Annotated in this window: 39 protein-coding genes; 3 read left to right on the forward strand and 36 right to left on the reverse strand. The window is 63.9% G+C overall.

All coding sequences use genetic code 11. The features are described from left to right. Positions 1-1,008 precede the first annotated feature (1,008 nt). Complete coding sequence (locus HY699_04295; GenBank protein ID MBI4515021.1) at positions 1,009-2,421, forward strand: hypothetical protein; 1,413 nt, start codon at positions 1,009-1,011, stop codon at positions 2,419-2,421. Positions 2,422-2,647: 226 nt separating this feature from the next. Here the strand turns inward: HY699_04295 and HY699_04300 are convergent, their stop codons facing one another. Next, the gene (locus HY699_04300; GenBank protein MBI4515022.1) at positions 2,648-5,512 is read right to left on the reverse strand and encodes a molybdopterin-dependent oxidoreductase; all 2,865 of its coding nucleotides are present in this window, start codon (positions 5,510-5,512) and stop codon (positions 2,648-2,650) included. Between the two features lie 535 nt (positions 5,513-6,047). On the opposite strand from HY699_04300, the gene HY699_04305 reads away from it, so the two are divergent. After that, a complete protein-coding gene (locus tag HY699_04305; protein ID MBI4515023.1) occupies positions 6,048-6,923 on the forward strand; it encodes a cation transporter in 876 nt (291 codons plus the stop codon). A gap of 222 nt (positions 6,924-7,145) precedes the next feature. Here the strand turns inward: HY699_04305 and HY699_04310 are convergent, their stop codons facing one another. The 4 genes from HY699_04310 to HY699_04325 are packed head-to-tail and all read right to left on the reverse strand — an operon-like array spanning position 7,146 to position 9,204. Next, positions 7,146-7,862: a hypothetical protein gene (locus HY699_04310; protein ID MBI4515024.1), complete on the reverse strand. Its 717-nt coding sequence runs from the start codon at positions 7,860-7,862 to the stop codon at positions 7,146-7,148. Further along, on the reverse strand, positions 7,859-8,650 hold the full coding sequence (locus tag HY699_04315) for a hypothetical protein (GenBank protein MBI4515025.1): 792 nt from the start codon (positions 8,648-8,650) through the stop codon (positions 7,859-7,861). Before HY699_04315 ends, HY699_04310 begins: the two co-directional genes overlap by 4 nt. A gap of 27 nt (positions 8,651-8,677) precedes the next feature. Further along, complete coding sequence (locus HY699_04320) at positions 8,678-8,815, reverse strand: hypothetical protein (GenBank protein ID MBI4515026.1); 138 nt, start codon at positions 8,813-8,815, stop codon at positions 8,678-8,680. Further along, positions 8,815-9,204: a hypothetical protein gene (locus HY699_04325; GenBank protein ID MBI4515027.1), complete on the reverse strand. Its 390-nt coding sequence runs from the start codon at positions 9,202-9,204 to the stop codon at positions 8,815-8,817. The genes HY699_04320 and HY699_04325 overlap by 1 nt, the downstream gene beginning before the upstream one ends. 83 nt (positions 9,205-9,287) lie before the next feature. Here HY699_04325 and HY699_04330 point away from each other — a divergent pair, with 83 nt between their 5' ends. Then, complete coding sequence (locus tag HY699_04330; protein ID MBI4515028.1) at positions 9,288-10,646, forward strand: VCBS repeat-containing protein; 1,359 nt, start codon at positions 9,288-9,290, stop codon at positions 10,644-10,646. A gap of 60 nt (positions 10,647-10,706) precedes the next feature. Here HY699_04330 and rplQ read toward each other — a convergent pair whose 3' ends face one another. From rplQ to tuf, 31 genes are all read right to left on the reverse strand, one after another. After that, positions 10,707-11,147, reverse strand: a complete 441-nt coding sequence (gene rplQ, locus HY699_04335; GenBank protein MBI4515029.1) for a 50S ribosomal protein L17 — start codon at positions 11,145-11,147, stop codon at positions 10,707-10,709. 49 nt (positions 11,148-11,196) lie between these two features. Then, positions 11,197-12,219, reverse strand: a complete 1,023-nt coding sequence (locus HY699_04340) for a DNA-directed RNA polymerase subunit alpha (GenBank protein MBI4515030.1) — start codon at positions 12,217-12,219, stop codon at positions 11,197-11,199. Between the two features lie 40 nt (positions 12,220-12,259). Then, a complete protein-coding gene (gene rpsD, locus HY699_04345) occupies positions 12,260-12,886 on the reverse strand; it encodes a 30S ribosomal protein S4 (GenBank protein MBI4515031.1) in 627 nt (208 codons plus the stop codon). Between the two features lie 14 nt (positions 12,887-12,900). Next, positions 12,901-13,338: a 30S ribosomal protein S11 gene (gene rpsK, locus HY699_04350; GenBank protein MBI4515032.1), complete on the reverse strand. Its 438-nt coding sequence runs from the start codon at positions 13,336-13,338 to the stop codon at positions 12,901-12,903. Positions 13,339-13,364: 26 nt separating this feature from the next. Continuing rightward, positions 13,365-13,748: a 30S ribosomal protein S13 gene (rpsM, locus tag HY699_04355; GenBank protein ID MBI4515033.1), complete on the reverse strand. Its 384-nt coding sequence runs from the start codon at positions 13,746-13,748 to the stop codon at positions 13,365-13,367. Between the two features lie 12 nt (positions 13,749-13,760). Next, positions 13,761-13,874, reverse strand: coding sequence for a 50S ribosomal protein L36 (rpmJ, locus tag HY699_04360; GenBank protein MBI4515034.1), 114 nt, complete (start codon positions 13,872-13,874; stop codon positions 13,761-13,763). A gap of 25 nt (positions 13,875-13,899) precedes the next feature. Continuing rightward, the gene (map, locus tag HY699_04365; GenBank protein MBI4515035.1) at positions 13,900-14,661 is read right to left on the reverse strand and encodes a type I methionyl aminopeptidase; all 762 of its coding nucleotides are present in this window, start codon (positions 14,659-14,661) and stop codon (positions 13,900-13,902) included. Next, a complete protein-coding gene (locus HY699_04370) occupies positions 14,658-15,308 on the reverse strand; it encodes an adenylate kinase (GenBank protein ID MBI4515036.1) in 651 nt (216 codons plus the stop codon). Before HY699_04370 ends, map begins: the two co-directional genes overlap by 4 nt. Before the next feature lie 19 nt (positions 15,309-15,327). Next, complete coding sequence (gene secY, locus HY699_04375; GenBank protein ID MBI4515037.1) at positions 15,328-16,635, reverse strand: preprotein translocase subunit SecY; 1,308 nt, start codon at positions 16,633-16,635, stop codon at positions 15,328-15,330. Then, positions 16,628-17,077, reverse strand: coding sequence for a 50S ribosomal protein L15 (rplO, locus tag HY699_04380; GenBank protein ID MBI4515038.1), 450 nt, complete (start codon positions 17,075-17,077; stop codon positions 16,628-16,630). The genes secY and rplO overlap by 8 nt, the downstream gene beginning before the upstream one ends. Then, complete coding sequence (gene rpmD / locus HY699_04385) at positions 17,078-17,248, reverse strand: 50S ribosomal protein L30 (GenBank protein ID MBI4515039.1); 171 nt, start codon at positions 17,246-17,248, stop codon at positions 17,078-17,080. It abuts the gene before it with no gap. A 17-nt stretch (positions 17,249-17,265) separates the two neighbouring features. After that, positions 17,266-17,784: a 30S ribosomal protein S5 gene (rpsE, locus tag HY699_04390; GenBank protein ID MBI4515040.1), complete on the reverse strand. Its 519-nt coding sequence runs from the start codon at positions 17,782-17,784 to the stop codon at positions 17,266-17,268. Between the two features lie 13 nt (positions 17,785-17,797). Beyond that, positions 17,798-18,163 (reverse strand): 50S ribosomal protein L18, encoded by a 366-nt coding sequence (locus HY699_04395; protein ID MBI4515041.1) that lies wholly within the window; start codon positions 18,161-18,163, stop codon positions 17,798-17,800. 18 nt (positions 18,164-18,181) lie between these two features. Continuing rightward, positions 18,182-18,733, reverse strand: coding sequence for a 50S ribosomal protein L6 (rplF, locus tag HY699_04400; GenBank protein MBI4515042.1), 552 nt, complete (start codon positions 18,731-18,733; stop codon positions 18,182-18,184). A gap of 7 nt (positions 18,734-18,740) precedes the next feature. After that, a complete protein-coding gene (gene rpsH, locus HY699_04405) occupies positions 18,741-19,139 on the reverse strand; it encodes a 30S ribosomal protein S8 (GenBank protein MBI4515043.1) in 399 nt (132 codons plus the stop codon). Between the two features lie 8 nt (positions 19,140-19,147). Continuing rightward, positions 19,148-19,333 carry a type Z 30S ribosomal protein S14 gene (locus tag HY699_04410; protein MBI4515044.1) on the reverse strand — a complete coding sequence of 62 codons (186 nt, stop codon included), beginning with the start codon at positions 19,331-19,333 and terminating at the stop codon, positions 19,148-19,150. Positions 19,334-19,342: 9 nt separating this feature from the next. Continuing rightward, positions 19,343-19,885 carry a 50S ribosomal protein L5 gene (gene rplE / locus HY699_04415; protein ID MBI4515045.1) on the reverse strand — a complete coding sequence of 181 codons (543 nt, stop codon included), beginning with the start codon at positions 19,883-19,885 and terminating at the stop codon, positions 19,343-19,345. 6 nt (positions 19,886-19,891) lie between these two features. Then, positions 19,892-20,212, reverse strand: a complete 321-nt coding sequence (locus HY699_04420; protein ID MBI4515046.1) for a 50S ribosomal protein L24 — start codon at positions 20,210-20,212, stop codon at positions 19,892-19,894. A gap of 9 nt (positions 20,213-20,221) precedes the next feature. Beyond that, positions 20,222-20,590 (reverse strand): 50S ribosomal protein L14, encoded by a 369-nt coding sequence (gene rplN, locus HY699_04425; protein ID MBI4515047.1) that lies wholly within the window; start codon positions 20,588-20,590, stop codon positions 20,222-20,224. Between the two features lie 43 nt (positions 20,591-20,633). Further along, positions 20,634-20,894, reverse strand: a complete 261-nt coding sequence (rpsQ, locus tag HY699_04430) for a 30S ribosomal protein S17 (protein ID MBI4515048.1) — start codon at positions 20,892-20,894, stop codon at positions 20,634-20,636. Further along, on the reverse strand, positions 20,894-21,094 hold the full coding sequence (locus tag HY699_04435) for a 50S ribosomal protein L29 (protein ID MBI4515049.1): 201 nt from the start codon (positions 21,092-21,094) through the stop codon (positions 20,894-20,896). Before HY699_04435 ends, rpsQ begins: the two co-directional genes overlap by 1 nt. After that, complete coding sequence (gene rplP, locus HY699_04440; GenBank protein ID MBI4515050.1) at positions 21,084-21,509, reverse strand: 50S ribosomal protein L16; 426 nt, start codon at positions 21,507-21,509, stop codon at positions 21,084-21,086. Before rplP ends, HY699_04435 begins: the two co-directional genes overlap by 11 nt. A gap of 25 nt (positions 21,510-21,534) precedes the next feature. Beyond that, the gene (gene rpsC, locus HY699_04445) at positions 21,535-22,197 is read right to left on the reverse strand and encodes a 30S ribosomal protein S3 (protein MBI4515051.1); all 663 of its coding nucleotides are present in this window, start codon (positions 22,195-22,197) and stop codon (positions 21,535-21,537) included. A gap of 8 nt (positions 22,198-22,205) precedes the next feature. After that, on the reverse strand, positions 22,206-22,541 hold the full coding sequence (gene rplV, locus HY699_04450; protein MBI4515052.1) for a 50S ribosomal protein L22: 336 nt from the start codon (positions 22,539-22,541) through the stop codon (positions 22,206-22,208). A 3-nt stretch (positions 22,542-22,544) separates the two neighbouring features. After that, the gene (rpsS, locus tag HY699_04455) at positions 22,545-22,856 is read right to left on the reverse strand and encodes a 30S ribosomal protein S19 (protein ID MBI4515053.1); all 312 of its coding nucleotides are present in this window, start codon (positions 22,854-22,856) and stop codon (positions 22,545-22,547) included. An 11-nt stretch (positions 22,857-22,867) separates the two neighbouring features. Continuing rightward, positions 22,868-23,689 carry a 50S ribosomal protein L2 gene (gene rplB / locus HY699_04460; GenBank protein MBI4515054.1) on the reverse strand — a complete coding sequence of 274 codons (822 nt, stop codon included), beginning with the start codon at positions 23,687-23,689 and terminating at the stop codon, positions 22,868-22,870. A gap of 3 nt (positions 23,690-23,692) precedes the next feature. Continuing rightward, positions 23,693-23,983, reverse strand: coding sequence for a 50S ribosomal protein L23 (gene rplW, locus HY699_04465; GenBank protein MBI4515055.1), 291 nt, complete (start codon positions 23,981-23,983; stop codon positions 23,693-23,695). Positions 23,984-23,996: 13 nt separating this feature from the next. Beyond that, positions 23,997-24,614, reverse strand: a complete 618-nt coding sequence (rplD, locus tag HY699_04470; protein MBI4515056.1) for a 50S ribosomal protein L4 — start codon at positions 24,612-24,614, stop codon at positions 23,997-23,999. 4 nt (positions 24,615-24,618) lie between these two features. Continuing rightward, positions 24,619-25,278: a 50S ribosomal protein L3 gene (rplC, locus tag HY699_04475; protein ID MBI4515057.1), complete on the reverse strand. Its 660-nt coding sequence runs from the start codon at positions 25,276-25,278 to the stop codon at positions 24,619-24,621. A gap of 22 nt (positions 25,279-25,300) precedes the next feature. Further along, a complete protein-coding gene (gene rpsJ / locus HY699_04480; protein MBI4515058.1) occupies positions 25,301-25,609 on the reverse strand; it encodes a 30S ribosomal protein S10 in 309 nt (102 codons plus the stop codon). 45 nt (positions 25,610-25,654) lie between these two features. After that, positions 25,655-25,820 (reverse strand): elongation factor Tu (gene tuf / locus HY699_04485; GenBank protein MBI4515059.1); only part of this gene is annotated, 166 nt, incomplete at its 5' end.

Genomic DNA, 25,820 nt, shown 5'->3' on the forward strand with positions numbered 1-25,820 from the left:
CGGTGGATGAAGAGACCACCGTCCGCGATCTGATCCGCCGAGCCGTTCTCGATTATCTCCACCGGCGCCAGAAGGCGGGCAGGCCACAACAGGCACGGGACCTATCTCCTTTCGTCGGCCGTTGGACTGGCCCGCCTACTCGCACCGCGGCTAGGAGTAGCGCTAGAGCACGTCTGCCGCGCGCGAGACGGCGGCGCGAAGACCGCCGGAGACCTGCCTATCTAGTTAACAGCTGAAAGAGACCGCGCTCACACCTCGACCCGCGTGTCCCGATCTACTATCCGCGAGAGCCTTGCTGTAGCGCGCAGATTTAGTGTTTGCGGGCGGTGTTGCACCTCGGGGCCACTAGCCCCGATTGCCATGCGCCCGGCCTGGTTACGCCAGCCGCGAGCTTGGCGAAGCTGACGCAGCGGGTCCCTTGCGCGAATTCGCCGCGCAGGTGGATCGTCTTGCCCGATCGCCGCGGCCCGGGGATCTGCGGTGACCGTAGCGCTCTCGGGCGCAGCGCGCGGTCGCCGTTGTCCCCCAAAATCGACAGCCCCCAAGATCATGTCTGGAATTCCAGACTTTCTGTCTGAATTACCAGACTTTTCGTCCGCCTGCTGGCGACATTCCTCCGACAAAGCTTGGGCTGCGCCCTGGCACTGTTGCTGCTCTACAAGATTCACAACGAGAGATTAGGGAGCGCCGGGCGCACCCAACAACTCGTTACTAGCAAACCCGAGGACTCGGATTCTGAGCCTCGGGCGTGGGCGGGCAGAGACGTCGAGAACGGCGGTCGCACGGCATCGGCCTGAAGCATCGAGGACGAGGGGAACTCCGAAGTTCGCGATGGGCTCTGCGATGCGACTACAGAAGGGAGGTATCGCGATGAGTAAGACGGTCACCTGAGGTAGCCCGACCAATCCACATCCGACACACGGGCGCGCCACGCCACTAGAAGCGGAGCGATGGCGAATACAAGCGGGCAGGCACAGCCTGCCCCGCGAACACAAGAAGGAGGGATCGATGAAACGAGGCATCTTGATAGCGATGACGGCACTGCTGGTCATGGTGGCTTGCCGGCACGCGGCAATGGCCGGCGAAGGGCTGTTCTTCTACGACGGGTCGCACAGTCGCTTTGTCCCACTCGCAGTCAAGGGAGGCGACTCCCCATGGTGGGACCCATACGGGTCGTTCGGGACGAAGAATCGGGCGCCGTTTATCTCAGCCCCAGGCTGCGCGGACGAGGAGATCTTCGGCGCATTTACAGCGCAGCTGGTGGCTAGCTCCAACAAGAGCGGGTTGCTTGTCTGGAGCAGTGAGCTCTCCGCTCCGTGGGGGCCATCTGTGTGGGTGAACCCAGCCGTACGCGAGGGCGACCCTGTACCGGGGGGGGGCTTCTTCGGAAAATTCACCGGTGTCCCCGCGGTCGCCATGGATCCGGATTGCAAGCTGCACGTGATCTTTCGTGCCCAGATAATGGGTCTACCGGCGACCCAGGATACAGCCATCTTCGACTGGGTCTATGCTGCGGGAGACCTCAGCGGGACCATCGCGGAAAACGTGGTCGCCCAAGAGGGGATGAGTGCGGCTTATGGAGCCGGCACTTTCCTGGATTTCCCATCTGGGCTGGTTCTGGTTGCAGCGAAGACCGGCTCTGGCGCCATCGATCTCGCCTATTGGGGCAAGCTCGCGGGCACGGGGGTTTCCACGGCCAACGACACCGGAATCTTCTGGTCGCGATACACCACCTCGTTATCGTGGATGACGCCCTATTCAGTGGTGCGCGAAGGAGTATGCACTGCAACCTGGGCGCCAGGCTTCACGTACGACGGCTTTAGCTCGAAGCAGCCGTTGGCCATCGCCAGAGACACTTCCGGGGTGGATGCCCAATCGCGAATCATATTCCGCGGCAAAGCCAAAGGCGCCCCGTCGGGTTCAGACACCGCTATCGTGCTGGGAGGCGGTTCGAGCTGCCCCTACGTTGCTCCGGTAGCCGTCGAGGGCGCCGCCATGCCGGGTTATATCGCGCCGGCCGGCACGTTTTACGGGGACTTCCCCGATTCCACCCTTGTCGCACTCTCTAAGACAGCGGCCTTGTTCTATAACAAGTCCCTCGGCACTGCCCCGCAAAAGCGCATACTTCACTACGATCTGAGCACCACGTCTGTCGACTATCAGGCGGGATGCGACGGCTGCGATTACTCAGGACTGGGGAACGATAAGTTCGATACCTCCTTGGGTTTTGCGGTCGACGATTCGGGGCGCCCAGCCTTCACCGTGAAGCCTAGCGGTTATCCAACGGGTCTGTTCGCCCCGCCCGGCGCAGTGGGGGGTTGGTGGGCGCTGCTGAGCTTCAATGCACAAGCAGTTGAGACGGCACAGAATTTCGACAGCGTAAGCAGAGGGTTCTGGACTTTCACAGCTCGCATGCCGTGATCGGATCGGAAGTTGATTACGCGGTGGGGTAGCCCTAGTCTGGGTTATCCCACCGCGCCGTTCCTGCTTCACCGTCAGCCTTCCGATCGCGGAATAGATGGGCACACGCGCCTGGCACCCCCTCCGCAATTCGCCGCCGGCCTCGACGGAGCCGCCAAAGCGTAGAGCTGCGCTCTGCGCTCACCCGGACACCGGCGCGAGCGCAAAGCTCTTCTTGAACGGACTGCTAGGCTTTAACTACTTCCACCGTCGCGCCGCGCGGGCTGTGGCTGGGTGCGGCGTAGAACATGCGGTAGTGGATGTGGCCGTAGCCGCCGGCCACGTGCAGCGGCTTCCATGGTGACGGCACCGCTTCCTGGCTCTGAATCCAGTCCTTGAACTGATGATTCTCCCAGGCGTGATAGATGACCACCTGGCCCGGCTGCAACGACGGCGTCGGCTTGACGTGGATGTGGAAGGAACCGACATCGTTGAACACGCGCACGTAGTCGTGATCGTTGAGACCGCGCTTCTTGGCATCGTCGATATTCATGTACATCACCGGCTGCCCGCGCTGAAGGCGCAGTAGATGGCGCTGGTCGCGCCAGATCGCGTGAATCGACCAGCGGGTGTGACCGCCGGTGAGCCGCAGCGGGTAGTTGCCACCGGCCAGCGGCGGCTCTTTGTGCACCGGTAGCGCCTCCTTCATCTCGACGTACCAAGCGTGATCGAGCAAAAACTGCTGGCGTCCGGTGAGCGTCGGCCAGGGCTCCTTTTTCTCGGTGAACCACTGCTGCGGCCACACAGTATCGCCGGGCTTGAAGTCACTGCAGATCGAATTGTGCGGGCCGTAGCGGCCATACGACTGGATCGGCAGCGCGCCGCGCTCCTTGGCGTCCTTCCAAGTGAAGCCGTTGGTCACCGAGGAGTTCTGCACCAGGTGATCCATCGCAGCTTCTTCGTTGCCCACCTCCATCATGCCGTCGAGGCGGTACTTCTCCCAGAAGTTGGCGTAGTCGCGCTCGATGCCGTAGTGGTCCTTGAACGGCTTGAGGCCGCGCGCGCGCGCTCGGTCCTGCATCTTCTGGGCGAGCATGGCGAAGATCTCGTACTCGGACTTGGATTCCTCCATCGGCTGAACCGCTTGATCGCCGAAGACCACGTAGGGCACCAGACTCTGCGGATACTTCAACCCGATCTTCTCGTAGTAGCTGGCGGCCGGCAGCAGGATGTCCGACTGCAGCCCGCTCGAAGACATGCGGACGTTGACGTTGACGATCATCTTCAGCTTGGGCCACAGGTGTTTGCGCGCCAGTTGCGGCACCGGCCAGCGCCGCAGCGGGTTGACGCCGGTGTAGAAATACACCCGCGGCGGCCGCTCCGGCGGCGGCGAGACGCGCAGCCACTTCTTGTCCATGGCTTCCTTGACGTACTCGGCCACCCCCCGCGGCAGGGTTGGATCACCGAAGTCCTTGCGGTCGACCACTTCGTTCATGCCGCCGTGGACGTAAAGGAACGTCATCGTCGGCGTAAACGGCCGCTCCCAACTGTGCTTGCGCATGAAGTTCTCGAAGTCGCGGGTCTTGGGCGGGAACATCTGCATCAGCCACTTGGCGTAAAAGGGAATCTCGACTTCGTTGGAAATCTGGTTGAGCGCATCGACGCTGTACCACGCCCCGATGCGAATACCGCCGCCGCGCTTGCCTTGATTGCCGGTCAGCGCCATCAGTAGGCACATCGCCCGCTGCGCCAAGTCGGAGTGATAGTGCTTGCACGCGCCCCAAGAGGCGAAGATCATCGCGGCCTTCGCCTTCGCCGCCTCGCGTGCGACACGCCGAATCATCTCGGCGTTTACACCGGTGATCTGCGCCGCCTTCTCCGGCGTGTACTGCTGGAGGTGATCAGTCAAGCCCTCGAGCAGCGGTCGTACTGCGACCGTGCGTCCATCGGCGAGCTTCGCCTGGAAACGCCCGTGCAGAGCGGGTGTGACTGCTCCCAGCCGGATCTCCTGTGTCTTGTGGCCCTGGCTGCCCGGGGCTTCGGCGATCTGTTTGGTGGTCTCGTCCCAGAAATAGAAGATGTCGTCTTTGCCGCCGCTCTGCACGTCGCTCTGCCGCAGGTATTGCTTGTTGTCGTCACGGACCAAGAACGGCAGGTCGGTTTGCTCTCGTACGTAGTCGGTCTTGAACAGGTTCTCGCTGATGATCACCTGCGCCATCGCCAAGCCGAGCGCGGCGTCGGTACCCATGCGCAGATTGAGCCAGAGGTCGGCGTGAACCGTGCTGGGGTTGTAATCGGGTGCGATCGAGACGACCTTGGCGCCGCGGTAGCGCGCCTCCCACATAAAATGCACGTCGGGGATGCGGGTGTACACCGGGTTGGCAATCCAGATGAGGATGTAGTCGGAGTTGAACCAATCGTCGGAGGTGCCGTCGGCGTTGAAGTGACCCCAAGTCTGAATCGCGCCCATCGGCAGGTCGCCGACGCCTGCCCAGGAATCCATGACGGTGGCGCCGAGCAGGCCGAAGAAGCGCATCTCGGCCGCCGTGCTGGTGCCGAAGTCGATGTTGGTGGTGCCGTGGTCGTAAACGACGCAATCGGGTCCGTCGGTGGTGGCGACGTCGAGCAAGGTGTCGGCCACCTGCGTGAGCGTGGCATCCCAGTCCATCCGTTCCCACTTCCCAGAGCCGCGCTCGCCGACCCGGCGCATGGGGTACTTCAGCCGCGAGGGCTCGTAGTTCAGCTGACTATAGCAGCCGCCCTTCTGGCAGCCGCGCGGGTTCATGTCCGGAACGGTGGGGTGGCTGGGCTGGTAGATCGTGTTCTGCTCTTCGCGCCAGACGATACCGTCCTTGACGTAAAGGTTCCAAGAGCACGCCGCGATGCAGTTGGTGCGGGTGTGGGTGCCCTTGGTGATCTTGTCCCAGGTCCACTTCTGGCGAAAGACGTCCTCCCAGCCGCGGTAGTTTGGAAGTCCGGGCAGCGACACTGGCCCAGCTGTCTGGGCCGCGGCTTCGCCGCTTAGGACTGAGGCGAATTCGAGATTGGCCAGTGTCAGGGAGACCGCGGCGGCGCCGGCCCCGCGTAGGAAATTTCTGCGAGAGAGTTCCATAGGTCGTTTACTCCAGTATCGGTTGGAGGGATTCCCGGGAGCAGATGCCCGGGCGGGCGAGCTGAGAGACGCCACCGGCTAATGCGCCGGCTTCTTGGATCGCCCATAAACCCCGCCCAGTCTGGGGAGGCCGAGCAGCGGCCGTCTCGAAGCCAGGTTCATGGGCAGGCGAACGAAACATGGGCTTCAGCCTACCGAACGGTTGGCAGGTTGAGCATGAGCCTTGGCCGTAGAACAGATGACATCGGTCAGCTTACGGCCGCACCGCGGCGGGGCCCGAGCCCAGCCGCCGCTGATCCCGCCAGCAATCCGAGACCCGACAAGAGCAAGCGCTGCGAGGTTGCGTGACGGGGCAGCGTTAGGGGGCAACGCATGCCAACGCATGCCGGCCGACGTTGGAGCCCGGGCGTCGATTTGCTACAGGCAGCGGTTGGAGAGCGTCAGTGGGCATGGGCCGAGTTATTCGCGACATCACCAGTTCTTCGGCACCGAAGGTGGCCGCAACGATGCAGGCGCCGCCTGGGCTTTGATCGCTATGCATGCTCGGTTCCACGATCGGCGTGCCTTGCGGGGGGCGCTCGGGCTGACGGCCGCGCTTTTTCTCGTCGAGCTGGTCGGCGGCTATGTGACCAACAGCCTGGCGCTGCTGGCCGACGCGGCGCACATGTTTGCCGATGTGGCAGCCTTGCTGCTGGCCTTCGGTGCATTGTGGATCAGCTCCCGCCCGGCCAGCGATACCAAGACCTTTGGCTATTACCGTGTGGAGATCCTAGCCGCTTTGGTTAACGGCCTCTTCCTGTGGCTGGTGGTGATCTACATCGGCTACGAGGCTTACGGGCGGTTTCAAAATCCGCCGGTGGTCAAGGCTGGGCCGATGATGCTGGTGGCCGCGGCCGGTTTGGCGGTGAATGTGACCTGTGCGTGGTTGCTGCGGCCTAGCGAGCAGAGCAGTCTCAACTTGCACAGCGCCTTCCTGCACGTGTTGTCCGACTTGCTCGGCTCGGTGGGCGCGTTGATCGGCGCGGCGGTGATGTTGCTGACCGGCTGGTACGGCGCCGATCCGCTGATCAGTGCCGGCATCGGCGTCTTGATCATCGGCAGTTCCTGGAGCCTGCTGCGCGAGGCGGTGGACGTGTTGCTGGAGGCCGTCCCGAGGCACGTTGATCTCGACGCGTTGCGCCGGGCCCTGGGAGAGGTCCCGGGCTTGATCGAGGTCCACGACCTCCACGTCTGGACCCTGACGACCGGCCGTGAGGCGCTGAGCGCCCACGTCGTCGCCAACGGCAACGCCGACCACGACGACATCCTCGACCGTATCCAGCGTCTATCGACCGAACGCTTTCACATCGACCACATCACCATCCAGATCGAGCGCATCAATCGTAAAGACCTGGAGCCGGTTCACTTCTAGTGAATGTGGTTCTTGAATCCGTGAAACCGAACTCCTGACGTGCGGCGCTGAAGCGAATCCGCGTCCCCCAGGTCGCGCCGGCAAGTCGCTTCGGCATCGGCTGATCGCTAACGGCGTCCGGGAGCGGGGGTGCGTTAAGAGCGCCGGCTCGCGGCTAGGGCGTCAAGGAAGGCGGCAGTATCGAACCCGCAGGAGAGCCGCAAACGTTGCCCGAGTTCCACTTCACGGGCTTGGCCGCAGCCTGCCGGACTTGGTGCGATTGATAGCCGAGGCACGAATCTCGCGCGGCTCGGCTAGCACGCCACGCACATTAGCCTCGGCCCCCTGCGTCAGATCCGCACAACTCAATGGAATCGGTGTCGGTGATGCACTACTAACGCGCTGGATCACCGTATCCGGCTCGATCACAACGGTCAGGCTCCAGCCCTCCTGGTTCGTCAGGTGTGCCCGAAACGACCCATCGCCCGCGGCCCCGCACTCGGCGTCAGCGTCCAGCTTGAGTTCGACCCCGTTCACGCGCACCTCGTCCACCGACACGCTCAAGCGGTTCTTGAAGATGCGCACATCCTTGAGCGTAGTCACCGCGCCATTGAGCACCGTCACGTTCAGCGTGCTGGGCTGCTGACTGCCGGAATCCTGGAACTCAATCACGCGATCACCGGCAATCGGCCCGATCAGAACGAAGCTCCCGTCGCTCGCCGTCACGTCGCTCACCTCTGTGCCCTGCACGCTGACCCAGACGCCACCGAAGCCGGCGCCAAGGCCGTCATCGGCCTCGGCTGCGCTGCCGCTGACAACGATGTCTTGGATGTTGCCCTGAACCGTCGCACTGCCGCTGATGCCCGTACCGCCGACACCGCCGTCGGCGCAACCACCGAGCGCGAGCCCGCATACCACGCAGGGGAGAACACTGACGAGTAACAGCAGTAGCCGTTTCATCGTTTGCTCCTTCCTGCGCCTCGCGTCACTGGTGTCGCCTCGGTCCTCGGGCGCGCCCGGCGCACCAGAGCTTCTTCGGCCACGTATATACCAAACGACACTCTGGTTCGTCTGCCCCCGGGAGCTTTCGGCACGCGGTCCCGGTCCACCGCAGCCAGTGTTCGGTTGGCCTGGCTCAGCGCCTCCACCGCCAGGGCGCGCAAGTGCCGGCGCAGGCTCGGCAGCGCGCGGCTGCCGATGTTGTCGTAGCTGGCCTTGCGCTGCAAGCGCGCGGAGCCGAGGTTGGCGGATACGTTGTACATGATCGTCTCGATGAACTCGCCGCCATCACGCCCGAGGATGTCGAGCTTCTCGAGCTGGCCCGCCGCCGGCAGATAAGCTGCATCCACCAAGACCACGCGATCGCGCGTATCGACGCGCAGCGCACCGACCGCTCGCAGCTGTTCGAGCAGCTGTTGGTGGTCGGCGCCCACGCGCGTGGCCAACTCCTCGAACGAGCCCGGCCCGCGCCGCCGCAGCGGACGGGGTCGGCCGCGGTTGCTGTACGGAGCCTCGCTGAGCCAGCGGCCGGCCAGACGCAGCGCCAGCTCGTAGTCGATTGCGCCGGCGGCTGGCGCGTTACCACCTGCCTCAGTCGCACCCGGAGTCACCGCTTCGCGGGCGGCGCTGACAAACACCTCCGGCGTAATCCCTTGGCGGATCGCCGCACGTGCCAGCGGCACCAGTATCCGCCGCACCGCCTCGAGCAGACCGAGTCGGGCCGGCAGGGTTTCTCGTTCACTCGCCATCCAACACCGTTGACCGCACGGCCGTGCTCACTGCAGCAGCCGCCACACCAGCCAGCAGAGCACTACCCACAGCGCGATACTGACCCACCCCGAGAGCACCGCCCCGAGCAGCATTGGCACCCCCGGGCCTTCCCACGTCCACAGCGATCGCTCAACCCGCAACATCACCGCTCCTCCTTTCCCCGCCGATCCCCAACTCTCTGCCGGCGCTGCCAGCGCAAGACTTCAGCGCGCAAGTAGTCGCTGCTGATGCCCAATACCGCACAAATCGTTTCAAATGAAAACACCCAACCCAGATCGCGGGAACTGATCCACTCCTCGGCATCGCGGAAGAGCCGCTGCCCTTGGATGCTGCGCGCATCGGCGTAACTCTGATAGGCCCGCAGCGTGTCTTTCAGGATCGCCCACATCAGCCGCCGGATACCGTCATCGAGCCGGGCATCATCTAGCCGCGAGCGCTGCTCCAACGCGAAGCGCGAAATCCGCCGCGGCCAGGCCGCCGAGCCGTTTGCTGCCGGATGGCGCGCGAACTCCGATTCACCCTGTATCATCACCGCGGCTCTCCTTGACGCCGATGGCCGAAGCTGGTTTGGTTCGGCGCCTTTTTCTTACAACCTCGATGGGAAATATATCCCATATGATTAGGTGGCACAACCCACTTTTTCTCGGCGCCCTGATTCTCCTCGGGATCACCACAATCGGCGCGGGCGAACGCCGCGAGGCACCGGTCATCGACTTCGAGCGCAGCTTGACGGTTGGCACCGAACCGTTGGCGCTGGTGGTCGGCGATTTCAACGGCGACGCGAACGCCGATTTGGCGGTGGCCAACTCCGGCGATGATTCCGTCTCGGTAATCCTTAGTCTCGGCGGGGGAACCTTTCGCGCCTCGGTCGCCTACGCCACCGGCCACAACCCGACAGCCCTCGCCAGCGCCGACGTTGACAACGACGGTAGCCCCGACCTTCTGGTTGCAAGCGCCGGCGACGCCATGGTGAGCGTTTTGGCCGGCTCACCATCCGGGCACTTCAGCTCAGCGGGAAGCTTTCGGCTGGCGGCAGGAGCACGGGCTCTGGCTCTTGCCGACACCGACCGCGACGGCTGGCTCGACGTGGCGGTCTCCGACGGAAATCACTCGGTTGCTATATTGCGCGGCCAAGGGCAATTCCGCTTCGCCGCAGCCCTGGGGCTCTCCGCCGGCAACGCCCCCAACGCACTGGCTTTCGGCGACCTGGATACGGACGGGGTGGCCGACCTAGTGGTGGCCAACAACCTCGGCGGAAGCGTTTCCGTCTTCCGCGGCAATCCTGATGGGAGCTTTTCGCCGCCGGAAGAAGTGGCAGTCGGCGCCTTCCCCTCTTCGGTGACCGTGGCGGACGCCACCGCTGACCGGCGCCCGGACATTCTCGTCACCAACGAGCTCACCGATGAACTGGTTATTCTTCCGACCGGCCCTGACGGCGGCTTGGCCGCGGCGATCGTGCTGGCCACGGCCGGAGTACCCGAGCGCGCGGTGGTCCGCGATCTCAACGGCGACGCGATCCCGGATCTCGCCGTTGCCAACAGCTTCAGCGACACGGTCTCGGCTTACGCTGGGGCCGGCGATGAAACATTCAGTGAGCCGATCGAGTTCCCCGTCGGGACTACGCCCTTCGATCTCGTCGCCGTCGACTTCAACGGCGACGGCAAAGCCGATCTGGCGACGGCGAATCTCGACGAGGACACGGTGACGGTGCTACTCAACACCAGCGACTTCGCGGTTATCGCCGGCGACGCCGACAGCAGCGGGCAAGTCGACGGCGGCGACCTGGCTGCAACCGTCGAGGAGCTTTTCGACGGCGACGGCAACTCGCTGCTGCACTCCTCCGCCGGCCTATTCCCTGCGGGTGCGGGCGTCGACGCCGACGGCAATCGGCGAATCAGCGCCAGCGATTTGCCCGCGAACATTCGCTTGCGATCCGCTACGGCGCGAAGCCGGCCCATCGACGCTGCACCTTGAGCGTGACTGCTTGCTTTGGGCTGGGGCAACCCAGCCGATATGAGACTAAGTGCGGACTGGCTACCGCTGCGGCTGCGCCGCCTTCTTCTGTCGCGCGCGCTCGCGGCGAGCACGCTTGCGCTCGGCCTCGGTCTTACCCGCTTCACTGCGTTCGGTCAGTTCGACCAGCGACAGTGGCGCGGCATCGCCACGGCGCATACCGATCTTGATGATGCGGGTGTAACCACCCGGGCGCTCGCGAAAACGTGGGGCGAGGTCATCGAAGAGCTTGCGTACTGCGGCCGCGCTGCGCACGAAAGCCAGGGCTTGTCTGCGAGCGTGCAGGGTGCCGCGTTTCCCCAGCGTGATCATGCGGTCGGCGTAAGAGCGCAGCTCCTTAGCCTTGGCGTCGGTAGTGCGCACGCTTTCGTGCTCGATCAAGGACGTGACCAGGTTGCGAAAAAGTGCCTTGCGGTGCGCACTGGTCCGGTTAAGCTTTCGTCCAGAATTTAGGTGTCGCATGGCTGCTTCCGAGTGTTTCTGCCGTCCGCGCTTCGCCTGACCGGCGCGCTCAGACCGACTCGCGTTCCTTGGCCATACGCCGGTCAAGTTCTTCACGAGGCGGGAAGTTCTCGATGCGCATGCCGAAATCCAACCCCATCTCGTGGAGGATTTCTTTGATTTCGTTGAGCGACTTGCGCCCGAAGTTCTTGGTCTTCAGCATTTCACCTTCGGATTTGCGCACCAACTCACCGATGTACTTGATGTCGGCGTTTTGCAGGCAGTTGGCCGCCCGCACCGAAAGCTCGAGTTCGGCAACGCTGCGGAAGAGATTTTCGTTGAGCGAGGGCTGCCGCTCCTCGGAGACTTCCGCCATCTCGGTCGATTCTTCGAAGTTCACGAACACGCCCAGCTGGTCTTGGAGGATGCGGGCGGCGTAGGCCACCGCGTCATCGGGTCGGACGCTACCGTCGGTCCAGATTTCTAGCGTAAGCTTGTCGTAATCGGTTCGCTGTCCGACGCGGGCGTTGGTGACCGTGTAATTGACTTTGCGGACGGGCGAGAACACCGCATCGATCGGGATGGTGCCGACCGGGGCATCTTCCTCCTTGTTACGTTCGGCGGCGACGTAGCCGCGCCCGGTGCGAACGCTGAGGTCCATGTCGAGCTTGCCCTCTTTGGAGAGCGTGGCGATGTGCAGGGCCGGGTTGAGCACCTCCAGGTTGGGCCCACCCTGGATATCGCCGGCCTTGATTTCGCCCGGCCCTTTGGCCTCGATTCGGGCGTTCTCTTGTAGGCCGTCGTGCAGGCGCAGGCGTACTTCCTTGAGGTTCAGCACGATGTCGGTAACGTCCTCCAGGACACCCGGTACGGTGGAGAACTCGTGCAACACGCCCTTGATGCGCACCGCGCTGATAGCTGCGCTCTGCAGCGATGACAGCAGCACGCGGCGCAGCGCGTTCCCGATGGTGATTCCGAACCCGCGCTCGAAGGGCTCGCCGACGAACTTGCCATAAGTCGCCGTCAGGGTCTTCTCATCGGCCTCGAGTTTCTTTGGCTTCAGCAGATCGCGCCAGTTGCGTTGTGGCTGCATTGATACCTCCGCGGCAGTGACCGTGATGCGGCTCGCACGCCTACTTCGAGTACAGCTCGACGACGAGCTTCTCGTTGATGGGCATGGTCAAATCGGCTCGTGTCGGCAGCGCCTTCACGCGGGCCGAAAAGCTCTCGCGCTGGACTTCGAGCCACTCGGGGGTTCCGCGCCGCTCGGCCTGAGCCAGTGCTTCCTGAATTCGCGCCACCGAGCGGCTGGGTTCGCGCACACTCACCACCTGCCCGGGCTTGAGCAGGAATGACGGGATATTGACCGCGCGGCCGTCGACAGCGAAGTGGCCGTGGCGCACCAGTTGGCGCGCCTCTGCCCGCGAGGTGGCAAAACCCATGCGATACACCATGTTGTCGAGCCGACGTTCGAGCAGCACCAGCAGGGCCTCGCCGGTGATCCCGCGGGAGCGTTCCGCCATCTCGAAGTAGCGGCGGAACTGCCGCTCGAGCAGGCCGTACATGCGCTTGACTTTCTGTTTCTCGCGCAGCTGAACTGCATACTCCGAGAACCGCACCCGGCCCTGGCCGTGGTCGCCGGGCGGGTAGTTGCGCCGCTCGATCGCGCACTTGTCGGTATAACAGCGCTCGCCTTTGAGAAAGAGCTTGAGCCCTTCACGCCGGCAGAGCCGGCAGACCGAATCGGTATAGCGTGCCACGGTACCTCCTCGACCTACACCCGGCGCCGTTTCGGCGGACGGCAACCGTTGTGGGGAATTGGGGTTACATCCTTGATCAGCGAGATGGTGAAGCCGGCGGCTTGCAGGGCGCGCAGCGCCGATTCGCGCCCGGAGCCCGGCCCTTTCACCAGCACTTGCACCGAGCGCACGCCGGATTCGACGGCCTTCTTGGCCGCGCTCTCCGCCGCCATCTGGGCGGCAAACGGCGTCCCTTTGCGCGAGCCTTTCAGCCCGACCGAGCCCGCGCTGGCCCAGGCGATCACTCCGCCGGTCGGATCAGTAATGGTCACGATCGTGTTGTTGAAGGTCGAGTGCACGTGGGCGACTCCCTCGCTGACGACCCGCTTGGCCTTCTTGCGCTTGGGCGTGGCGACCTTATCGGCTGCCTTGTCGGGGGCCTTGGTCTTATCGCTGGTTTCTTCTTTCGCCATCGCGTCTATCTTCCTTTCCGTGCCGCTCAGCCCTTCGACGGTGGTGGCTTCTTGCCGGCGATTGCCCGCCGCGGGCCTTTGCGGGTACGGGCATTGGTATGGGTGCGCTGGCCACGCACCGGCAGATTGCGCCGGTGACGCAGACCGCGATAGCTGCCGATATCCATGAACCGCTTGATACTCATGGCGATCTCGCGGCGCAGGTCGCCTTCCACCTTATGCGCCTGATCGATCACCTGGCGGATGCGCACGACTTCCTCGTCGCTCAAAGCGTCGCTCTTGGTGTTGCGATCGACTCTGGCCTCGTCCAGGATCTTGTTCGCGGCCGACCGTCCGATACCGAAGATATAAGTCAGCGCGACTTCCACGCGCTTGTTGCGCGGCAAATCGACGCCAGCAATTCGTGCCATATTCTGCCTCGCTCAGCCTTGGCGCTGTTTATGGCGCGCGTTGGTGCACAGGATACGCACCACCCCTTGGCGGCGCACCACCTTGCAATTCTTGCAAATCTTCTTGACCGATGCCCGTACTTTCACGGTTCAACTCCAGTTCCCGGCTCTGTTACACGGCGCTGAGCACATACGGCCCGGCATCGGTGACCGCCACCGAATGCTCGAAATGGGCGGAGCGCTTGCCGTCACGGGTAACCGCCGTCCAGCCGTCTTGCTTGACGACCACCTCCGGGCCGCCGGCGTTGACCATGGGTTCGATGGCCAAGACCATGCCGGCCCGCAAACGCGGCCCGCGATCGCGGGTACCGAAGTTAGGCACCTGAGGGTCTTCATGCAAGCGCTTGCCGATGCCGTGACCGACGAAGTCGCGCACCACGGAGAAGCCATTGCGTTCGACGTGCTCCTGGATGGCGAACGAGATGTCGCCGATCCGCTTGCCGACGCAGACCTCCCGAATGGCAGCGTCCAACGACTGTTGCGTAATCTGCAGCAGTCGCTCGTCATCCCGGCTCACTGTTCCCACCGCAACGGTGGTCGCGGCATCGCCGAAATAGCCTTCGTAGCACACACCGAAGTCAAGGCTCACAATGTCTCCTTCTTGCAGCACCCGTGCTTCGCTCGGTATCCCGTGCACCACCTCCTCATTGATCGAGACACACACCGATTTGGGGAACACTCGACCCGCCACCTCATAGCCCTTGAACGCCGGCCGCGCCTTGTGTTTGCGCGTCAGCTCCTCGGCCAGGCGATCGAGCACGCCAGTGGTCACGCCGGGGCGAATCCGCGCTCTCAACTCGGCCAAAACCTCGGCGACTATGACGTTGGCCCGGCGCATGATGTCGATCTCTTCCCATGACTTCAGGACAATCATCGGGCTGGTGAAATCTGCGCCACGATCCGTCCGAACACCTGCTCGGCGCCACCGCCACCATCGACCTCGCGCAGCAGGCCGCGGGTGCGGTAATACTCCAGCAGCGGCGCGGTCGCCCGATCATACACGTCCAGCCGCGCCGCGATAGTGCTTTCCCGGTCGTCATCGCGCTGGTACAGCTCCGCGCTACACTTGTTGCACCGGCCGCTGTTCAGCGGTGGATCGAAGACGACATGGTACATTGCCCCACAGCCCCGGCAGGTACGCCGGCCGCTCAGGCGTGCGATGAGATCGGCGCGGGCCACGCCCAGGCTGACAACATGATCGATCATCTTGCGCAGTCCGGCCAGCATCGGCGACAGCACTTCGGCCTGCGGCACGTTGCGGGGGAAGCCGTCGAGAATGAAGCCGGCTTGGCAGTCGCTCTGGCGCACGCGCTCTTCGATAATACGTACCACCAGCTCATCCGGCACCAGTTCGCCTTGCTCCATGAAGCGTTGCGCTCGCAGCCCCGTCTCGGTCTTGCGGTGGACCGCTTCGCGCAGCAAATCGCCCGACGAGATGTGCGGCAGCTCAAAGCGCCGCTGCAGGAACTTCGCCTGTGTCCCTTTGCCGGCGCCCGGCGGGCCAATCAAAATCAGTTGCACCACGCGGCCTCGCCCTGCCCTATCGGCGTCCTCGCAGCCGCCCGCCGCGCATGAATCCCTGGTAGCTGCGGGTCAGCATGTGGGTTTCCATCTGTGCCACGGTATCCAAGGCCACACCCACCACAATCATCAACGCCGTCCCACCGAAGAAGAACGGCACGTTCAACTGCTGCACCAACAACGTCGGCAGCACGCAGACGGCGGCCACGTAAAGGGCGCCTCCCAGCGTGATGCGAACTAACACGCGGTCGATATACTCGGCGGTGCGCGGACCCGGCCGAATGCCGGGAATGTAGCCCCCGAACTTCTTCATGTTCTCGGCGACGTCGCTGGTGTTGAAGGTTACCGCCGTATAGAAATAACAGAAGAAGATAATCAGCCCAACGTACAGCAGTTCGTAGGACCACCCCCCGGGGCGCATATACTCGGCCACCGTTTGCGCCCAGGGCGTTTCCAAGAAGCCGGCAATGGTGGCCGGGAAGACCAGCAGCGACGAGGCGAAGATCGGCGGGATCACCCCCGAGGTGTTCACCTTCAGCGGCAAGTGCGAACTCTGCCCGCCGTACATACGGCGGCCGACGACCCGCTTGGCGTACTGCACCGGGATCCGGCGCTGGCCGCGCTCGCAGATGATGATGAAGCCAACCACCGCGACCATGAAGGCCAGCAAGCCGATCAGCACGAATATGCTCAGCTCGCCTTCGCGTAAGAAGTCGTAGGTTGACGTCATGGCCGACGGCAGGGCGGCAACGATGCCGGCAAAGATGATCAGCGAAATCCCATTGCCGATGCCGCGCTCGGAGATCTGCTCGCCCAGCCACATGATGAAAGCCGTCCCCGAACTGAGCGTGATCATGGTCATCAGCCGGAAACTCCAACCCGCGGCGAACACCACCGGGCTGCCGGTTGGCGCCTGCGCACGTTCGAGGCCGACGCTGATGAAGAACCCCTGCACCAGCGCCAGGACCACGGTTCCGTAACGGGTATATTGGGTGATCTTGCGCCGGCCGGCCTCGCCCTCTTTGGAGAGAGCTTCGAGATGCGGCACCACCACGGTCAGCAGCTGCAAGATGATCGAGGCGCTGATGTAAGGCATGATCCCGAGCGCAAAGATCGAGAACTGCTCCAGCGCTCCGCCTGACATCAGATTGACGAAGCCGAACAGGGTGCTGCGCTGGGCCTCGAAGAACGCGGCCATCGCCGCCCCATCGATTCCCGGGGTCGGGATCGCGACTCCCAAGCGGTAGACCGCCAGCAGGCCGAACGAGAACAGCAGCCGCCGGCGCAGCTCGGGGATCTTGGAGGCGCTTTGAAAACCCTCAAGCACGGGTGATGACCTCCGCACGGCCGCCAGCCGCCTCGATGCTCGCCTTGGCGCTGCCGCTGAACTTGTGCGCGTGCACCGTCAGCGCTTTCGTCAACTGGCCCTCACCGAGGATCTTGACCGGCAGGCCCCGCCGCACGACCCGGCGCTGCGCCAGCTGGTCGGGATCAACGGTAGCCCCGCCCTCGAAGCGTTCTTCCAGCGTGGCCAAGTTGACGATGGCGAAGGACCGGCGGGTCGGGTTCTTGAACCCGTGCTTGGGCAGCCGGCGTTGCAGCGGCATCTGGCCGCCTTCATAACCCGGCGGGGTGTTGCCGCCCGAGCGCGCCCCGCGCCCCTTGTGTCCGCGGCATGAGGTCTTGCCATGGCCCGAGCCCGGCCCACGGCCCACGCGCTTGCGTTTCTTATTCGCGCCGCGGGCGGGGGTGAGATTGCTGAGGTTCATCTACGACTCCACCTCGATCAAGTGCAGCACCTTACGAATCAAGCCACGCACCTGGTCGCTTTCGCGCACGATGACGGTTCGACCCACGCGGGTCAAACCCAAGCCGCGCAAGCTATCGCGCTGCCGCGTGGTTTGGCCGATCGGGCTGCGCTTGAGAGTGACCTTGAGCATCCGCGTTTCGCCCATGGCTACCCTCTGATCTCCTCCAGCGTGCGGCCGCGAGCCGCCGCAATTTCTTCCGGTGCGCGCAGGGTTCGCAGCGCCTCCATGGTCGCCTTCACCATGTTGTGCGGATTATTCGAGCCGAGGCACTTGGTGAGCACGTTACGCACACCGGCCAACTCGACCACCGCGCGAACGCCGCCGCCAGCGATCACACCGGTGCCGTCGCCGGCCGGGCGCAACAGTACGTGGCCGGCGCCGAAGTGGCCCTGCACCTCGAACGGGATCGTTCCTCCCGCCAGCGGCACGGTGAGCAGACCCTTCTTGGCGTGTTCGATGCCCTTACGAATGGCCTCGGGCACTTCGTTGGCTTTGCCGAGGCCGTAGCCGACGTGGCCGTTGCCATCGCCCAGCACCACCAGGGCGCTGAAGCTGAAGCGGCGGCCGCCTTTGACGACCTTGGCGACGCGATTGATTTGCACCACCTTCTCTTTGAGTTCCAGACCGTGCGCCTCAATGCGCTCGCGTGCTCTGCCGAATGCCATGGTCGCTCCTTGCTCAGAACTTGAGACCCGCTTCACGGGCGGCTTCGGCGAGCACTTTCACGCGGCCGTGATAGAGAAAGCCGTTGCGGTCGAAGATCACCTCACGGATGGCCCGGTCCTGACAGAGGCCGGCGATCAACGCGCCGACCTGTTTGGCGGCGTCGCGGGTACCGGTCTTCTTCGTCTCGGCACGTAGCGCCGCAGACAGGGTCGAGGCCGCCACCAGGGTGCGCCCGGTCTCGTCGGAAATGACCTGGGCGTAGATATGCTTATTGCTGCGGAACACCGACAAGCGCGGCCGCTCGTCGGTTCCTCGCAGGCGCCGGCGCACGCGTTCTTGGCGGCGTTGGCGGGCAATCCGTTTTTCGTTTCCTACCATCGCGCTCCCCCGCTCGGTCTAGCTTCCACCTGCGGCGCCGGCAGCTTTACCGGCTTTGCGGCGAATCCGTTCTTGCGCGTACTTGATGCCTTTGCCCTTGTACGGTTCCGGCGGCCGCAGCGCCCGAATACCGGCGGCGACTTCGCCCAACAGATGCCGATCGGATGACTCCAGCGTGACCACCGTCTGCTTCTCGACCTTGACCTGCACCCCTGGCGGCAACTGATACACGATCGGATGCGAGTAGCCGAGACTGAGGTAGAGGGAATTGCCGCGAGCGTCCGCGCGGTAGCCGACGCCGACGATTTCGAGCGTGCGCGTGAAACCGCTGCTCACCCCGGCCACCATGTTGGCCAACAGCTTACGCGTCAACCCGTGCAGGGCGCGCGCTTCCCGCCCCTCGCCTGCGCGCGTCACTCGCAGGGTGGCGCCCTCGCGGGCGATGGCGATACCAGCCGGCAACGTGTGAACCAGCTTGCCCTTCGGGCCCTCGACGACCACTTCGTTGGCGCGGCTGCTTACCTGCACCCCGCTCGGTACGGCAATCGCTAATTTTCCGATCCGCGACATGGTGCTCCTACCAAACCGAACACATCAATTCACCGCCGAGGCCGCGCTTGGCGGCCTCGCGGTCGACTAAGATCCCGGCCGAGGTCGAGACAATGTTGATCCCGAATCCACCGCGCACCGACGGAATCGCGCGCGCGCCGACGTACTTGCGCAGGCTCGGCCGACTCACGCGCCGCAGGCCGCTGATCACCGGCCGATGCTGGGCGTCGTACTTCAGCGTGATGCGAAGCACTCGGTGCCCCTCGTGCTCCACCACGCTGTAGCCCTGGAGGTAGCCCTCTTGGAGGACGACCGCCAGAATTCGTTCTTTGACCCGCGACCACGGCACATCGACTTGCGTCTTGCGCGCCCGCATGGCGTTGCGTACGCGCGTCAACAGATCGGCAATCGGATCAGTCATACCCATGAGCGCACCTACCAGCTCGCCTTGGTCAGCCCGGGGATCAAGCCGCGCCGCGCCAGGTCACGCAGACAGATGCGGCACATTTGAAAGCGGCGATAGTACGCGCGCGGCCGGCCACACAACGGGCAACGGTTATACGCCCGCACTTTGAACTTGGCCGGGCGCTGCGATTTGATACGCAGGCAGGTTTTCGCCACACGATCCTCCTAGCTCCGAAATGGCATGCCAAGCGCCTTGAGCAGGGCTTTGCCCTCGGCGTCGCTGCGCGCGCTGGTGACGATGCACACCGTCATACCGCGGATTTTGTCGACCTTGTCGAGATTGATCTCGGGGAAGATGATCTGCTCGCGCACGCCCAGGGCATAATTGCCGCGGCCATCGAAGGCTTTATCCGAGACCCCGCGAAAGTCGCGCACCCGCGGCAGCGCTACGCTGACCAGCCGATCGAAGAACTCGTACATGCGCTCGCCGCGCAGCGTCACCATGCAGCCGATCGGCTGGTTCTCGCGCAGCTTGAAGTTGGCGATGGCGCGGCGGGACTTGGTTACCACCGGCTTCTGCCCACTGATGGCGGTCAATTCTTCGACCGCCGCATCCAAGATCTTCACGTTTTGCAGGGCTTCACCCAACCCCATGTTGATGATGATCTTCTGCAAGCGCGGCACCTGCCAAACGTTGCGGCAGCCGAGATCCTTGGCCAGCGCGGGCAGCACCTCGCGATGATAGCGCTCTTTGAGTCGTGACGGCACGGCAGATTACCTATCCAGTTGTTCGCCGCAGCGACGGCAGACCCGTACGCTGCGGCCGTCGTGCAGCTGCTTCTTGCCCATGCGCACCGGGGCGCTGCATTTATCGCACATTATCATCACGTTCGAGAGCTGCAGCGGGGCTTCCTTGTCGACGATCCCGTGCGGGCTCTGCGGGCCGCGGGCACGGCTGTGGCGCTTGACCATATTGAGCCGCTCGATCAGCACGCGATTGCGCTCGGGCAACACGCGCAACACCTTACCGCTCTTGCCGCGGTCCTTGCCGGCAATGATCATGATGGTGTCGTTCTTTCGGATCTGCGCACGCATAGCCACGCCTCACAGCACCTCGGGAGCCAGCGAGAGGATCTTCATGAAGCGCTTGGCGCGGAGCTCGCGGGCAACCGGTCCGAAGATGCGGGTGCCAACCGGCTCGCGCTGATTGTCGATCAGCACGGCCGAGTTCGAGTCGAACTTGATGTACGAGCCATCGGGCCGGCCGACCTCTTTCGCGGTGCGGACAATTACCGCCTTCATCACGTCGCCCTTCTTGACCTTGGCGTTGGGGATCGCTTCTTTCACCGACACGACGATGATATCGCCGAGCGAGGCGTACCGGCGGCGGCTACCACCCAACACCTTGATGCACAGGACTTTACGGGCGCCGGAATTATCGGCCACGTCGAGCACTGTCTCTGCTTGCACCATTTCAGACCACCCTGTTGGACGTCCGGCACGCCGCCGAGTCTCCTCAGACTGCCTTTTCCAGAATCGCGCGTACGGCCCAGCGCTTGTCGCGGCTGAGCGGGCGGGTCTCGGCGATCAGCACCCGATCACCCACCCCGCACTGATTCTGCTCATCATGCGCCTTGTACTGTTTTTGCCGGCGCAAATACTTCTTGTACTTCGGGTGGCGCACCAGGCGTTCGACGGCGACGACGACGGTCTTATCCATCTTGTCGCTCACCACCACCCCTTGGCGGACCTTGGCTTTACCCCGCGCTTGTTCCATTAGCGTTTGATTCCCTTAGCGCGCTCGCGCTGGATGGTCAGTATGCGCGCGATATCGCGCCGGTGTTTCAGCAACTGCGCCGGGCTTTCGAGTCGGTTTGTCCCCCGCCGCAAGCGCAGGTGAAACAGGCCCTCGCGCAACTCGTGCAGCTTGCCGGCGAGTTCCTGTTCGCTCATATCGCGCAATTCCCTAACCTGCATGGCCCGCTCCGACTCGGCTGCGCACTTGCGTCGCGACCGAGAGTTTATGCGCCGCCAAACGAAAGGCTTCGCGCGCCACCGCGTCGGTCACCCCTTCCATCTCGAACAGGATGCGGCCCGGTTTCACCACGGCCACCCAGATTTCCGGTGCGCCCTTGCCCTTTCCCATCCTGGTCTCCGCCGGTTTCTTAGTCAGCGGCTTGTCGGGGAATACGCGGATCCACACCCGCCCACCGCGCTTGATGTGGCGGGTGAGCGCGACGCGGGCCGCTTCCAGCTCGCGGGCGGAGACCCAGCCCCGGTCGGTGGCCTGCAAGCCGTAGTCGCCGAACGCCAGCGTGCTGCCGCGGTACGCGCTACCGCCACGGCGGCCTTTCTGGTGCTTGCGGTGCTTGACCTTCTTGGGTGCCAACATGGTGAAATCCTACGCCTCGCCTCGCTCACAAGCCCATGGCGGTTCGCTGCTGCTCTTCCTCGCGCGTGAGCACTTCGCCGCGGAAGATCCAGCAGCGCACGCCGATGACGCCGTAGGTGGTTTTCGCCAACGCCAGGCCATAACTGATGTCCGCGCGCAGCGTGTGCAGCGGCACGCGGCCTTCGCGGTACCACTCGGTGCGGGCGATTTCGGCGCCGCCGAGTCGGCCGGCGCACTGGACTCGAATGCCCTGAGCCCCCATACGCATGGCCCGACCGACGGCTTCTTTCATCGCTCGGCGGAAGGCGACGCGGCGCTCGAGCTGGAGCGCGACGTTCTCGGCCACCAGCTGTGCATCCACGTCTGGCCGGCGCACCTCGTGGATATTGATGAAAGCTTCCTTATTGGTGAGCTTGGCCAGTTCGACCTTGAGCTTCTCGATCTCGGCTCCCTTCTTGCCGATCACGATACCGGGCCGGGCAGTGTAGATGTTGATCTTGGCCTTGTTGGCCGCCCGCTCGATCTCCACCTTCGAGATACCGGCGTGATACAGGCGGTCCTTCAGAAACTGGCGCACGCGCAGGTCTTCGCGCAACAGCGGCGCGTAGTCGCGGCGGGCGAACCATTTCGAGTCCCACTGCTCGATCACTCCGAGGCGAAAGCCCTTCGGATGTACTTTCTGTCCCATCTGGCTCCTTAGGCGTGCTCGTCTACCACAATCATGATGTGGCTGGTTCGCTTACGGATCGGCGTGGCTCGTCCTTGCGCCCGCTGGGTCGAGCGTTTCCACGTCGACCCGGCCCCAACGCTGATGTGTTTCACGTACAGCCGGTCAACATCTACGCTCTGCGTATTCTCGGCGTTAGCGACCGCCGATTTCAAGGTCTTGGCCACCATGCGCGCGCCCTTCTTCGGCACGAACTCGAGGATATTGAGCGCTTCGCCCACGTTCTTCCCGCGGATCAGATCCACCACCAGGCGGGCCTTCTGCGGGGCGATACGGAGATGGCGGCTCACTGCGCGACTTTCCATCTGCTATCCCTTGGCCGCCGGTGGCGGCCCCGCTGCTGGTTTGACTTCCGCCTTGCGGTCGCCCGAGTGTCCGTGGAAAGTGCGGGTCGGGGAAAATTCACCGAGCTTGTGGCCAACCATGTTTTCGGTGACGAAGATCGGGATGAACTTGCGCCCGTTATGCACCGCGAAGGTTTGGCCGATCATGTCGGGAATGATGGTCGAGCGCCGCGACCAGGTCTTGATCACCCGCTTTTCGCGGCTGGCGCTCAGGGCCTCCACCTTCTTGAGCAGGTGCTTGTCAATGAACGGACCCTTTTTGATCGACCGTGCCACGTCCGTCTCTCCTACTTGCCGCGCCGCTTAACGATGAAACGATCGGTTCGCGGATTATGGCGAGTCTTGTAACCTTTTGCGGGCTGGCCCCAAGGCGACTGCGGGTGATTGCCCTTCGAGCGTCCCTCGCCGCCGCCGTGCGGGTGGTCCACCGGGTTCATCGCCACCCCGCGCACGCGCGAGCGCCGCCCCAGCCAGCGCGAGCGACCCGCCTTACCGATGGAGATGTTCTCGTGGTCGAGGTTCCCGACCTGCCCGATCGTCGCGCGGCAGACCAGCTGCACTCGGCGCAACTCACCGGAGGGCAGCTTGAGCAGTGCCATGTCGCCCTCTTTGGCCATTAGCTGCACGGCAGAGCCGGCGCTGCGCGCGAGTTGCCCGCCCTTGCCCGGCTTCATCTCGACGTTGTGGACCATGGTACCGAGCGGAATCTGCTTCAGCGGCAGCGCATTGCCGGGCTTGATATCGGCGCCATCGCCGGCAACGACACTATCGCCAACCCGCAGTCCGACCGGAGCCAGGATGTAGCGCTTCTCGCCGTCGCTGTAATGCAACAGCGCCAGGCGTGCCGAGCGATTGGGATCGTATTCGATCGCCGCCACGCGGGCCACGACTTGATCCTTGTTGCGGCGAAAGTCGACGACTCGGTAGCGCTGCTTGTGGCCGCCGCCGCGGTGACGGCTGGTCATGCGGCCGAGCGCGTTGCGTCCGCCGCTGCGTTTGCGCGGCTCGAGCAAGCTGCGTTCGGGGGTGGACTTAGTGATTTCCGAGAAGTCGGCGGCGCTCTGGAAGCGCCGGCCGGCCGACGTCGGATTGTATTCGCGCGTTGCCATAGTCTACACGGCCTCGAAGAAGTCGATGCGCTGGCCCTCGGCCAAGGTGACGTAAGCCTTCTTCCATGCCGGCCGCTGGCCGCGGCTCTTGCCGACGCGGCGCATCTTGCCGAGGTAATTCATGGTTCGCACCTTCTCGACCTTGACCTTGAACAAGCCCTCCACCGCATGGCGAATTTCGGTCTTGTTGGCTTGGGCGCGCACTTTGAAAAGGACCTGATTGCCCAGCTGGTTTACCAGCGTACCCTTCTCGGTGATCAGGGGTGAAGCCAGCACGCGAAAGACATCCTTCATCTCGGCGCCCTCCTCAGCCCACGCGCGCCGCCAGCGCGGCCACTGTCTGCGGCGTTACGATCACGTGCTCGTAGCGAAGCAGGTCGTACACATTCGCGCCCTCAACACGCAGCACCTTCACCTTCGGCAGGTTGCGTGCGGCGCGCTCGATCGTATCGTCTTTCGCCGGCAAGATGATCAGGCCGCTCACCACCTTGAGGTCAGCGAGCAGCTTGACCACGAATTTGGTCTTGGCGGCTTCCAGTTCGATCTTATCGAGCACCAGCAGCTTGCCTTCGCGCGCTTTCAAGGCCAGGGCCGAGGCCAGCGCCGCCTTACGCGCGCTGGCGGGCATGCGATAGCTGTAGTCACGCGGCTGTGGGCCGAACACGCTCGCGCCGCCAGCCCAGATCGGAGATCGGCTGCTGCCCGCGCGCGCCCGGCCGGTGCCCTTTTGGCGCCATGGCTTCTTACCGCCGCCGCGGACAAAGGCGCGCGTCTTGGTTGCAGCGGTGCCGGCACGGCGGTTGGCAAGCTGCATCTTGACGGCCTCGTACAACAGGTGGCGTCGCACCGGCTGGCCAAAGACCACTGCCGGCAGCTCGACCTGGCCAACCGCCTCGTTGCGCTGCGAGTACAGGGCGACGCTCATGGGCTCAGCCATTGCGCACCCCCTTTTCGACCCGCTTCACCGCCGGCCGCACCAGCACGATCCCGCTGCGTGCGCCGGCCACGGCGCCACGGATCAGGATGACGTTCTCCTCTGCGCGAACGGCGACGACCTCCAGGTTCTGTGTGGTCACTCGATCGTCGCCCAATTGACCAGCCATCCGCTTGCCCTTGAACACCCGCCCAGGAAACGAGCGGTTACCGATCGAACCGCCGTGGCGGAAGTACTCGTGGGTTCCGTGGCTCCCGGGGAAGCCGGAAAAATTGTGCCGCTTGATGACGCCGCTGAAGCCGCGCCCCTTCGAGGTGCCGGTGACATCGACTCGATCGCCGGCCTTGAATAGTGCGGCCACCGTCAGGTCTTGCCCGACCGTGAAGGCACTGTCGCCGTCCACCCGGAACTCGCGTAACACCTCGAAGACGCCCTTGGCCGCCTTGCCGCAATGCGTTCTGAAGGCCTTGCTGACACGCTCTGGCTTGCGCGCGCCAAAACCAAGCTGGACCGCCGCGTAGCCGTCGGTGGGAGCGGTTTTCACCTGCACCACCGTACACGGACCCGTCTCAATCACGGTGACTGGGATCAGCTCACCTTGCGGGCTGTAGACTTGCGTCATGCCCAACTTTCTACCGATCAGACCGAGAGCCATTGTCGCTTCGTCACATGTGGCGTTACTGGAGCTTGATCTCAACGTCCACACCCGCCGCCAGATCGAGTTTGCCCAAGGCATCGATCGTCTGCTGGGTGGGCTCCAAGATATCAATTAACCGTTTGTGTGTACGGATTTCAAACTGCTCGCGGGACTTCTTGTCGACGTGCGGAGAGCGGTTGACGGTGAAGCGCTCGATGCGCGTCGGCAGCGGGATCGGACCCGCCACGCGGCCGCCGGTGCGCCGTACCGTCTCGACGATCTCCTTCACCGACTGATCGAGCAAGCGGTGGTCGTAGGCCTTCAGGCGTATGCGGATCTTCTCGTTCACGTGCGTGGCTCCCGCTTGCTGCTTCCTCACTGCTGGGCGTGGGTGTTAGGCGATGATCTTGGTGACGACACCAGCACCGACGGTGCGGCCGCCTTCGCGGATGGCAAAGCGCAGCCCTTCGTCCATCGCAATCGGCGTGATCAGCTCGATGGCCAGCTTGACGTTGTCCCCGGGCATCACCATCTCCGTCCCCGCAGGCAACGTCGCCACC

It is taken from the genome of Deltaproteobacteria bacterium, assembly GCA_016210005.1.
Lineage (GTDB): Bacteria > Desulfobacterota > Binatia > HRBIN30 > JACQVA1 > JACQVA1.

Excerpts from the sequence above, each read along its gene's own strand:
- HY699_04295 (MBI4515021.1), top strand. The coding sequence starts at position 1,009 with ATGAAACGAGGCATCTTGATAGCGATGACGGCACTGCTGGTCATGGTG.
- HY699_04300 (MBI4515022.1), bottom strand. The coding sequence starts at position 5,512 with ATGGAACTCTCTCGCAGAAATTTCCTACGCGGGGCCGGCGCCGCCGCG.
- HY699_04305 (MBI4515023.1), top strand. The coding sequence starts at position 6,048 with ATGCATGCTCGGTTCCACGATCGGCGTGCCTTGCGGGGGGCGCTCGGG.
- HY699_04310 (MBI4515024.1), bottom strand. The coding sequence starts at position 7,862 with ATGAAACGGCTACTGCTGTTACTCGTCAGTGTTCTCCCCTGCGTGGTA.
- HY699_04315 (MBI4515025.1), bottom strand. The coding sequence starts at position 8,650 with ATGGCGAGTGAACGAGAAACCCTGCCGGCCCGACTCGGTCTGCTCGAG.
- HY699_04320 (MBI4515026.1), bottom strand. The coding sequence starts at position 8,815 with ATGTTGCGGGTTGAGCGATCGCTGTGGACGTGGGAAGGCCCGGGGGTG.
- HY699_04330 (MBI4515028.1), top strand. The coding sequence starts at position 9,288 with ATGATTAGGTGGCACAACCCACTTTTTCTCGGCGCCCTGATTCTCCTC.
- rplQ (MBI4515029.1), bottom strand. The coding sequence starts at position 11,147 with ATGCGACACCTAAATTCTGGACGAAAGCTTAACCGGACCAGTGCGCAC.
- HY699_04340 (MBI4515030.1), bottom strand. The coding sequence starts at position 12,219 with ATGCAGCCACAACGCAACTGGCGCGATCTGCTGAAGCCAAAGAAACTC.
- rpsK (MBI4515032.1), bottom strand. The coding sequence starts at position 13,338 with ATGGCGAAAGAAGAAACCAGCGATAAGACCAAGGCCCCCGACAAGGCA.
- rpsM (MBI4515033.1), bottom strand. The coding sequence starts at position 13,748 with ATGGCACGAATTGCTGGCGTCGATTTGCCGCGCAACAAGCGCGTGGAA.
- map (MBI4515035.1), bottom strand. The coding sequence starts at position 14,661 with ATGATTGTCCTGAAGTCATGGGAAGAGATCGACATCATGCGCCGGGCC.
- rplO (MBI4515038.1), bottom strand. The coding sequence starts at position 17,077 with ATGAACCTCAGCAATCTCACCCCCGCCCGCGGCGCGAATAAGAAACGC.
- rpmD (MBI4515039.1), bottom strand. The coding sequence starts at position 17,248 with ATGCTCAAGGTCACTCTCAAGCGCAGCCCGATCGGCCAAACCACGCGG.
- rpsE (MBI4515040.1), bottom strand. The coding sequence starts at position 17,784 with ATGGCATTCGGCAGAGCACGCGAGCGCATTGAGGCGCACGGTCTGGAA.
- HY699_04395 (MBI4515041.1), bottom strand. The coding sequence starts at position 18,163 with ATGGTAGGAAACGAAAAACGGATTGCCCGCCAACGCCGCCAAGAACGC.
- rplF (MBI4515042.1), bottom strand. The coding sequence starts at position 18,733 with ATGTCGCGGATCGGAAAATTAGCGATTGCCGTACCGAGCGGGGTGCAG.
- rpsH (MBI4515043.1), bottom strand. The coding sequence starts at position 19,139 with ATGGGTATGACTGATCCGATTGCCGATCTGTTGACGCGCGTACGCAAC.
- HY699_04420 (MBI4515046.1), bottom strand. The coding sequence starts at position 20,212 with ATGCGTGCGCAGATCCGAAAGAACGACACCATCATGATCATTGCCGGC.
- rplN (MBI4515047.1), bottom strand. The coding sequence starts at position 20,590 with ATGGTGCAAGCAGAGACAGTGCTCGACGTGGCCGATAATTCCGGCGCC.
- rpsQ (MBI4515048.1), bottom strand. The coding sequence starts at position 20,894 with ATGGAACAAGCGCGGGGTAAAGCCAAGGTCCGCCAAGGGGTGGTGGTG.
- HY699_04435 (MBI4515049.1), bottom strand. The coding sequence starts at position 21,094 with ATGCAGGTTAGGGAATTGCGCGATATGAGCGAACAGGAACTCGCCGGC.
- rplP (MBI4515050.1), bottom strand. The coding sequence starts at position 21,509 with ATGTTGGCACCCAAGAAGGTCAAGCACCGCAAGCACCAGAAAGGCCGC.
- rpsC (MBI4515051.1), bottom strand. The coding sequence starts at position 22,197 with ATGGGACAGAAAGTACATCCGAAGGGCTTTCGCCTCGGAGTGATCGAG.
- rplV (MBI4515052.1), bottom strand. The coding sequence starts at position 22,541 with ATGGAAAGTCGCGCAGTGAGCCGCCATCTCCGTATCGCCCCGCAGAAG.
- rplB (MBI4515054.1), bottom strand. The coding sequence starts at position 23,689 with ATGGCAACGCGCGAATACAATCCGACGTCGGCCGGCCGGCGCTTCCAG.
- rplW (MBI4515055.1), bottom strand. The coding sequence starts at position 23,983 with ATGAAGGATGTCTTTCGCGTGCTGGCTTCACCCCTGATCACCGAGAAG.
- rplD (MBI4515056.1), bottom strand. The coding sequence starts at position 24,614 with ATGAGCGTCGCCCTGTACTCGCAGCGCAACGAGGCGGTTGGCCAGGTC.
- rplC (MBI4515057.1), bottom strand. The coding sequence starts at position 25,278 with ATGGCTCTCGGTCTGATCGGTAGAAAGTTGGGCATGACGCAAGTCTAC.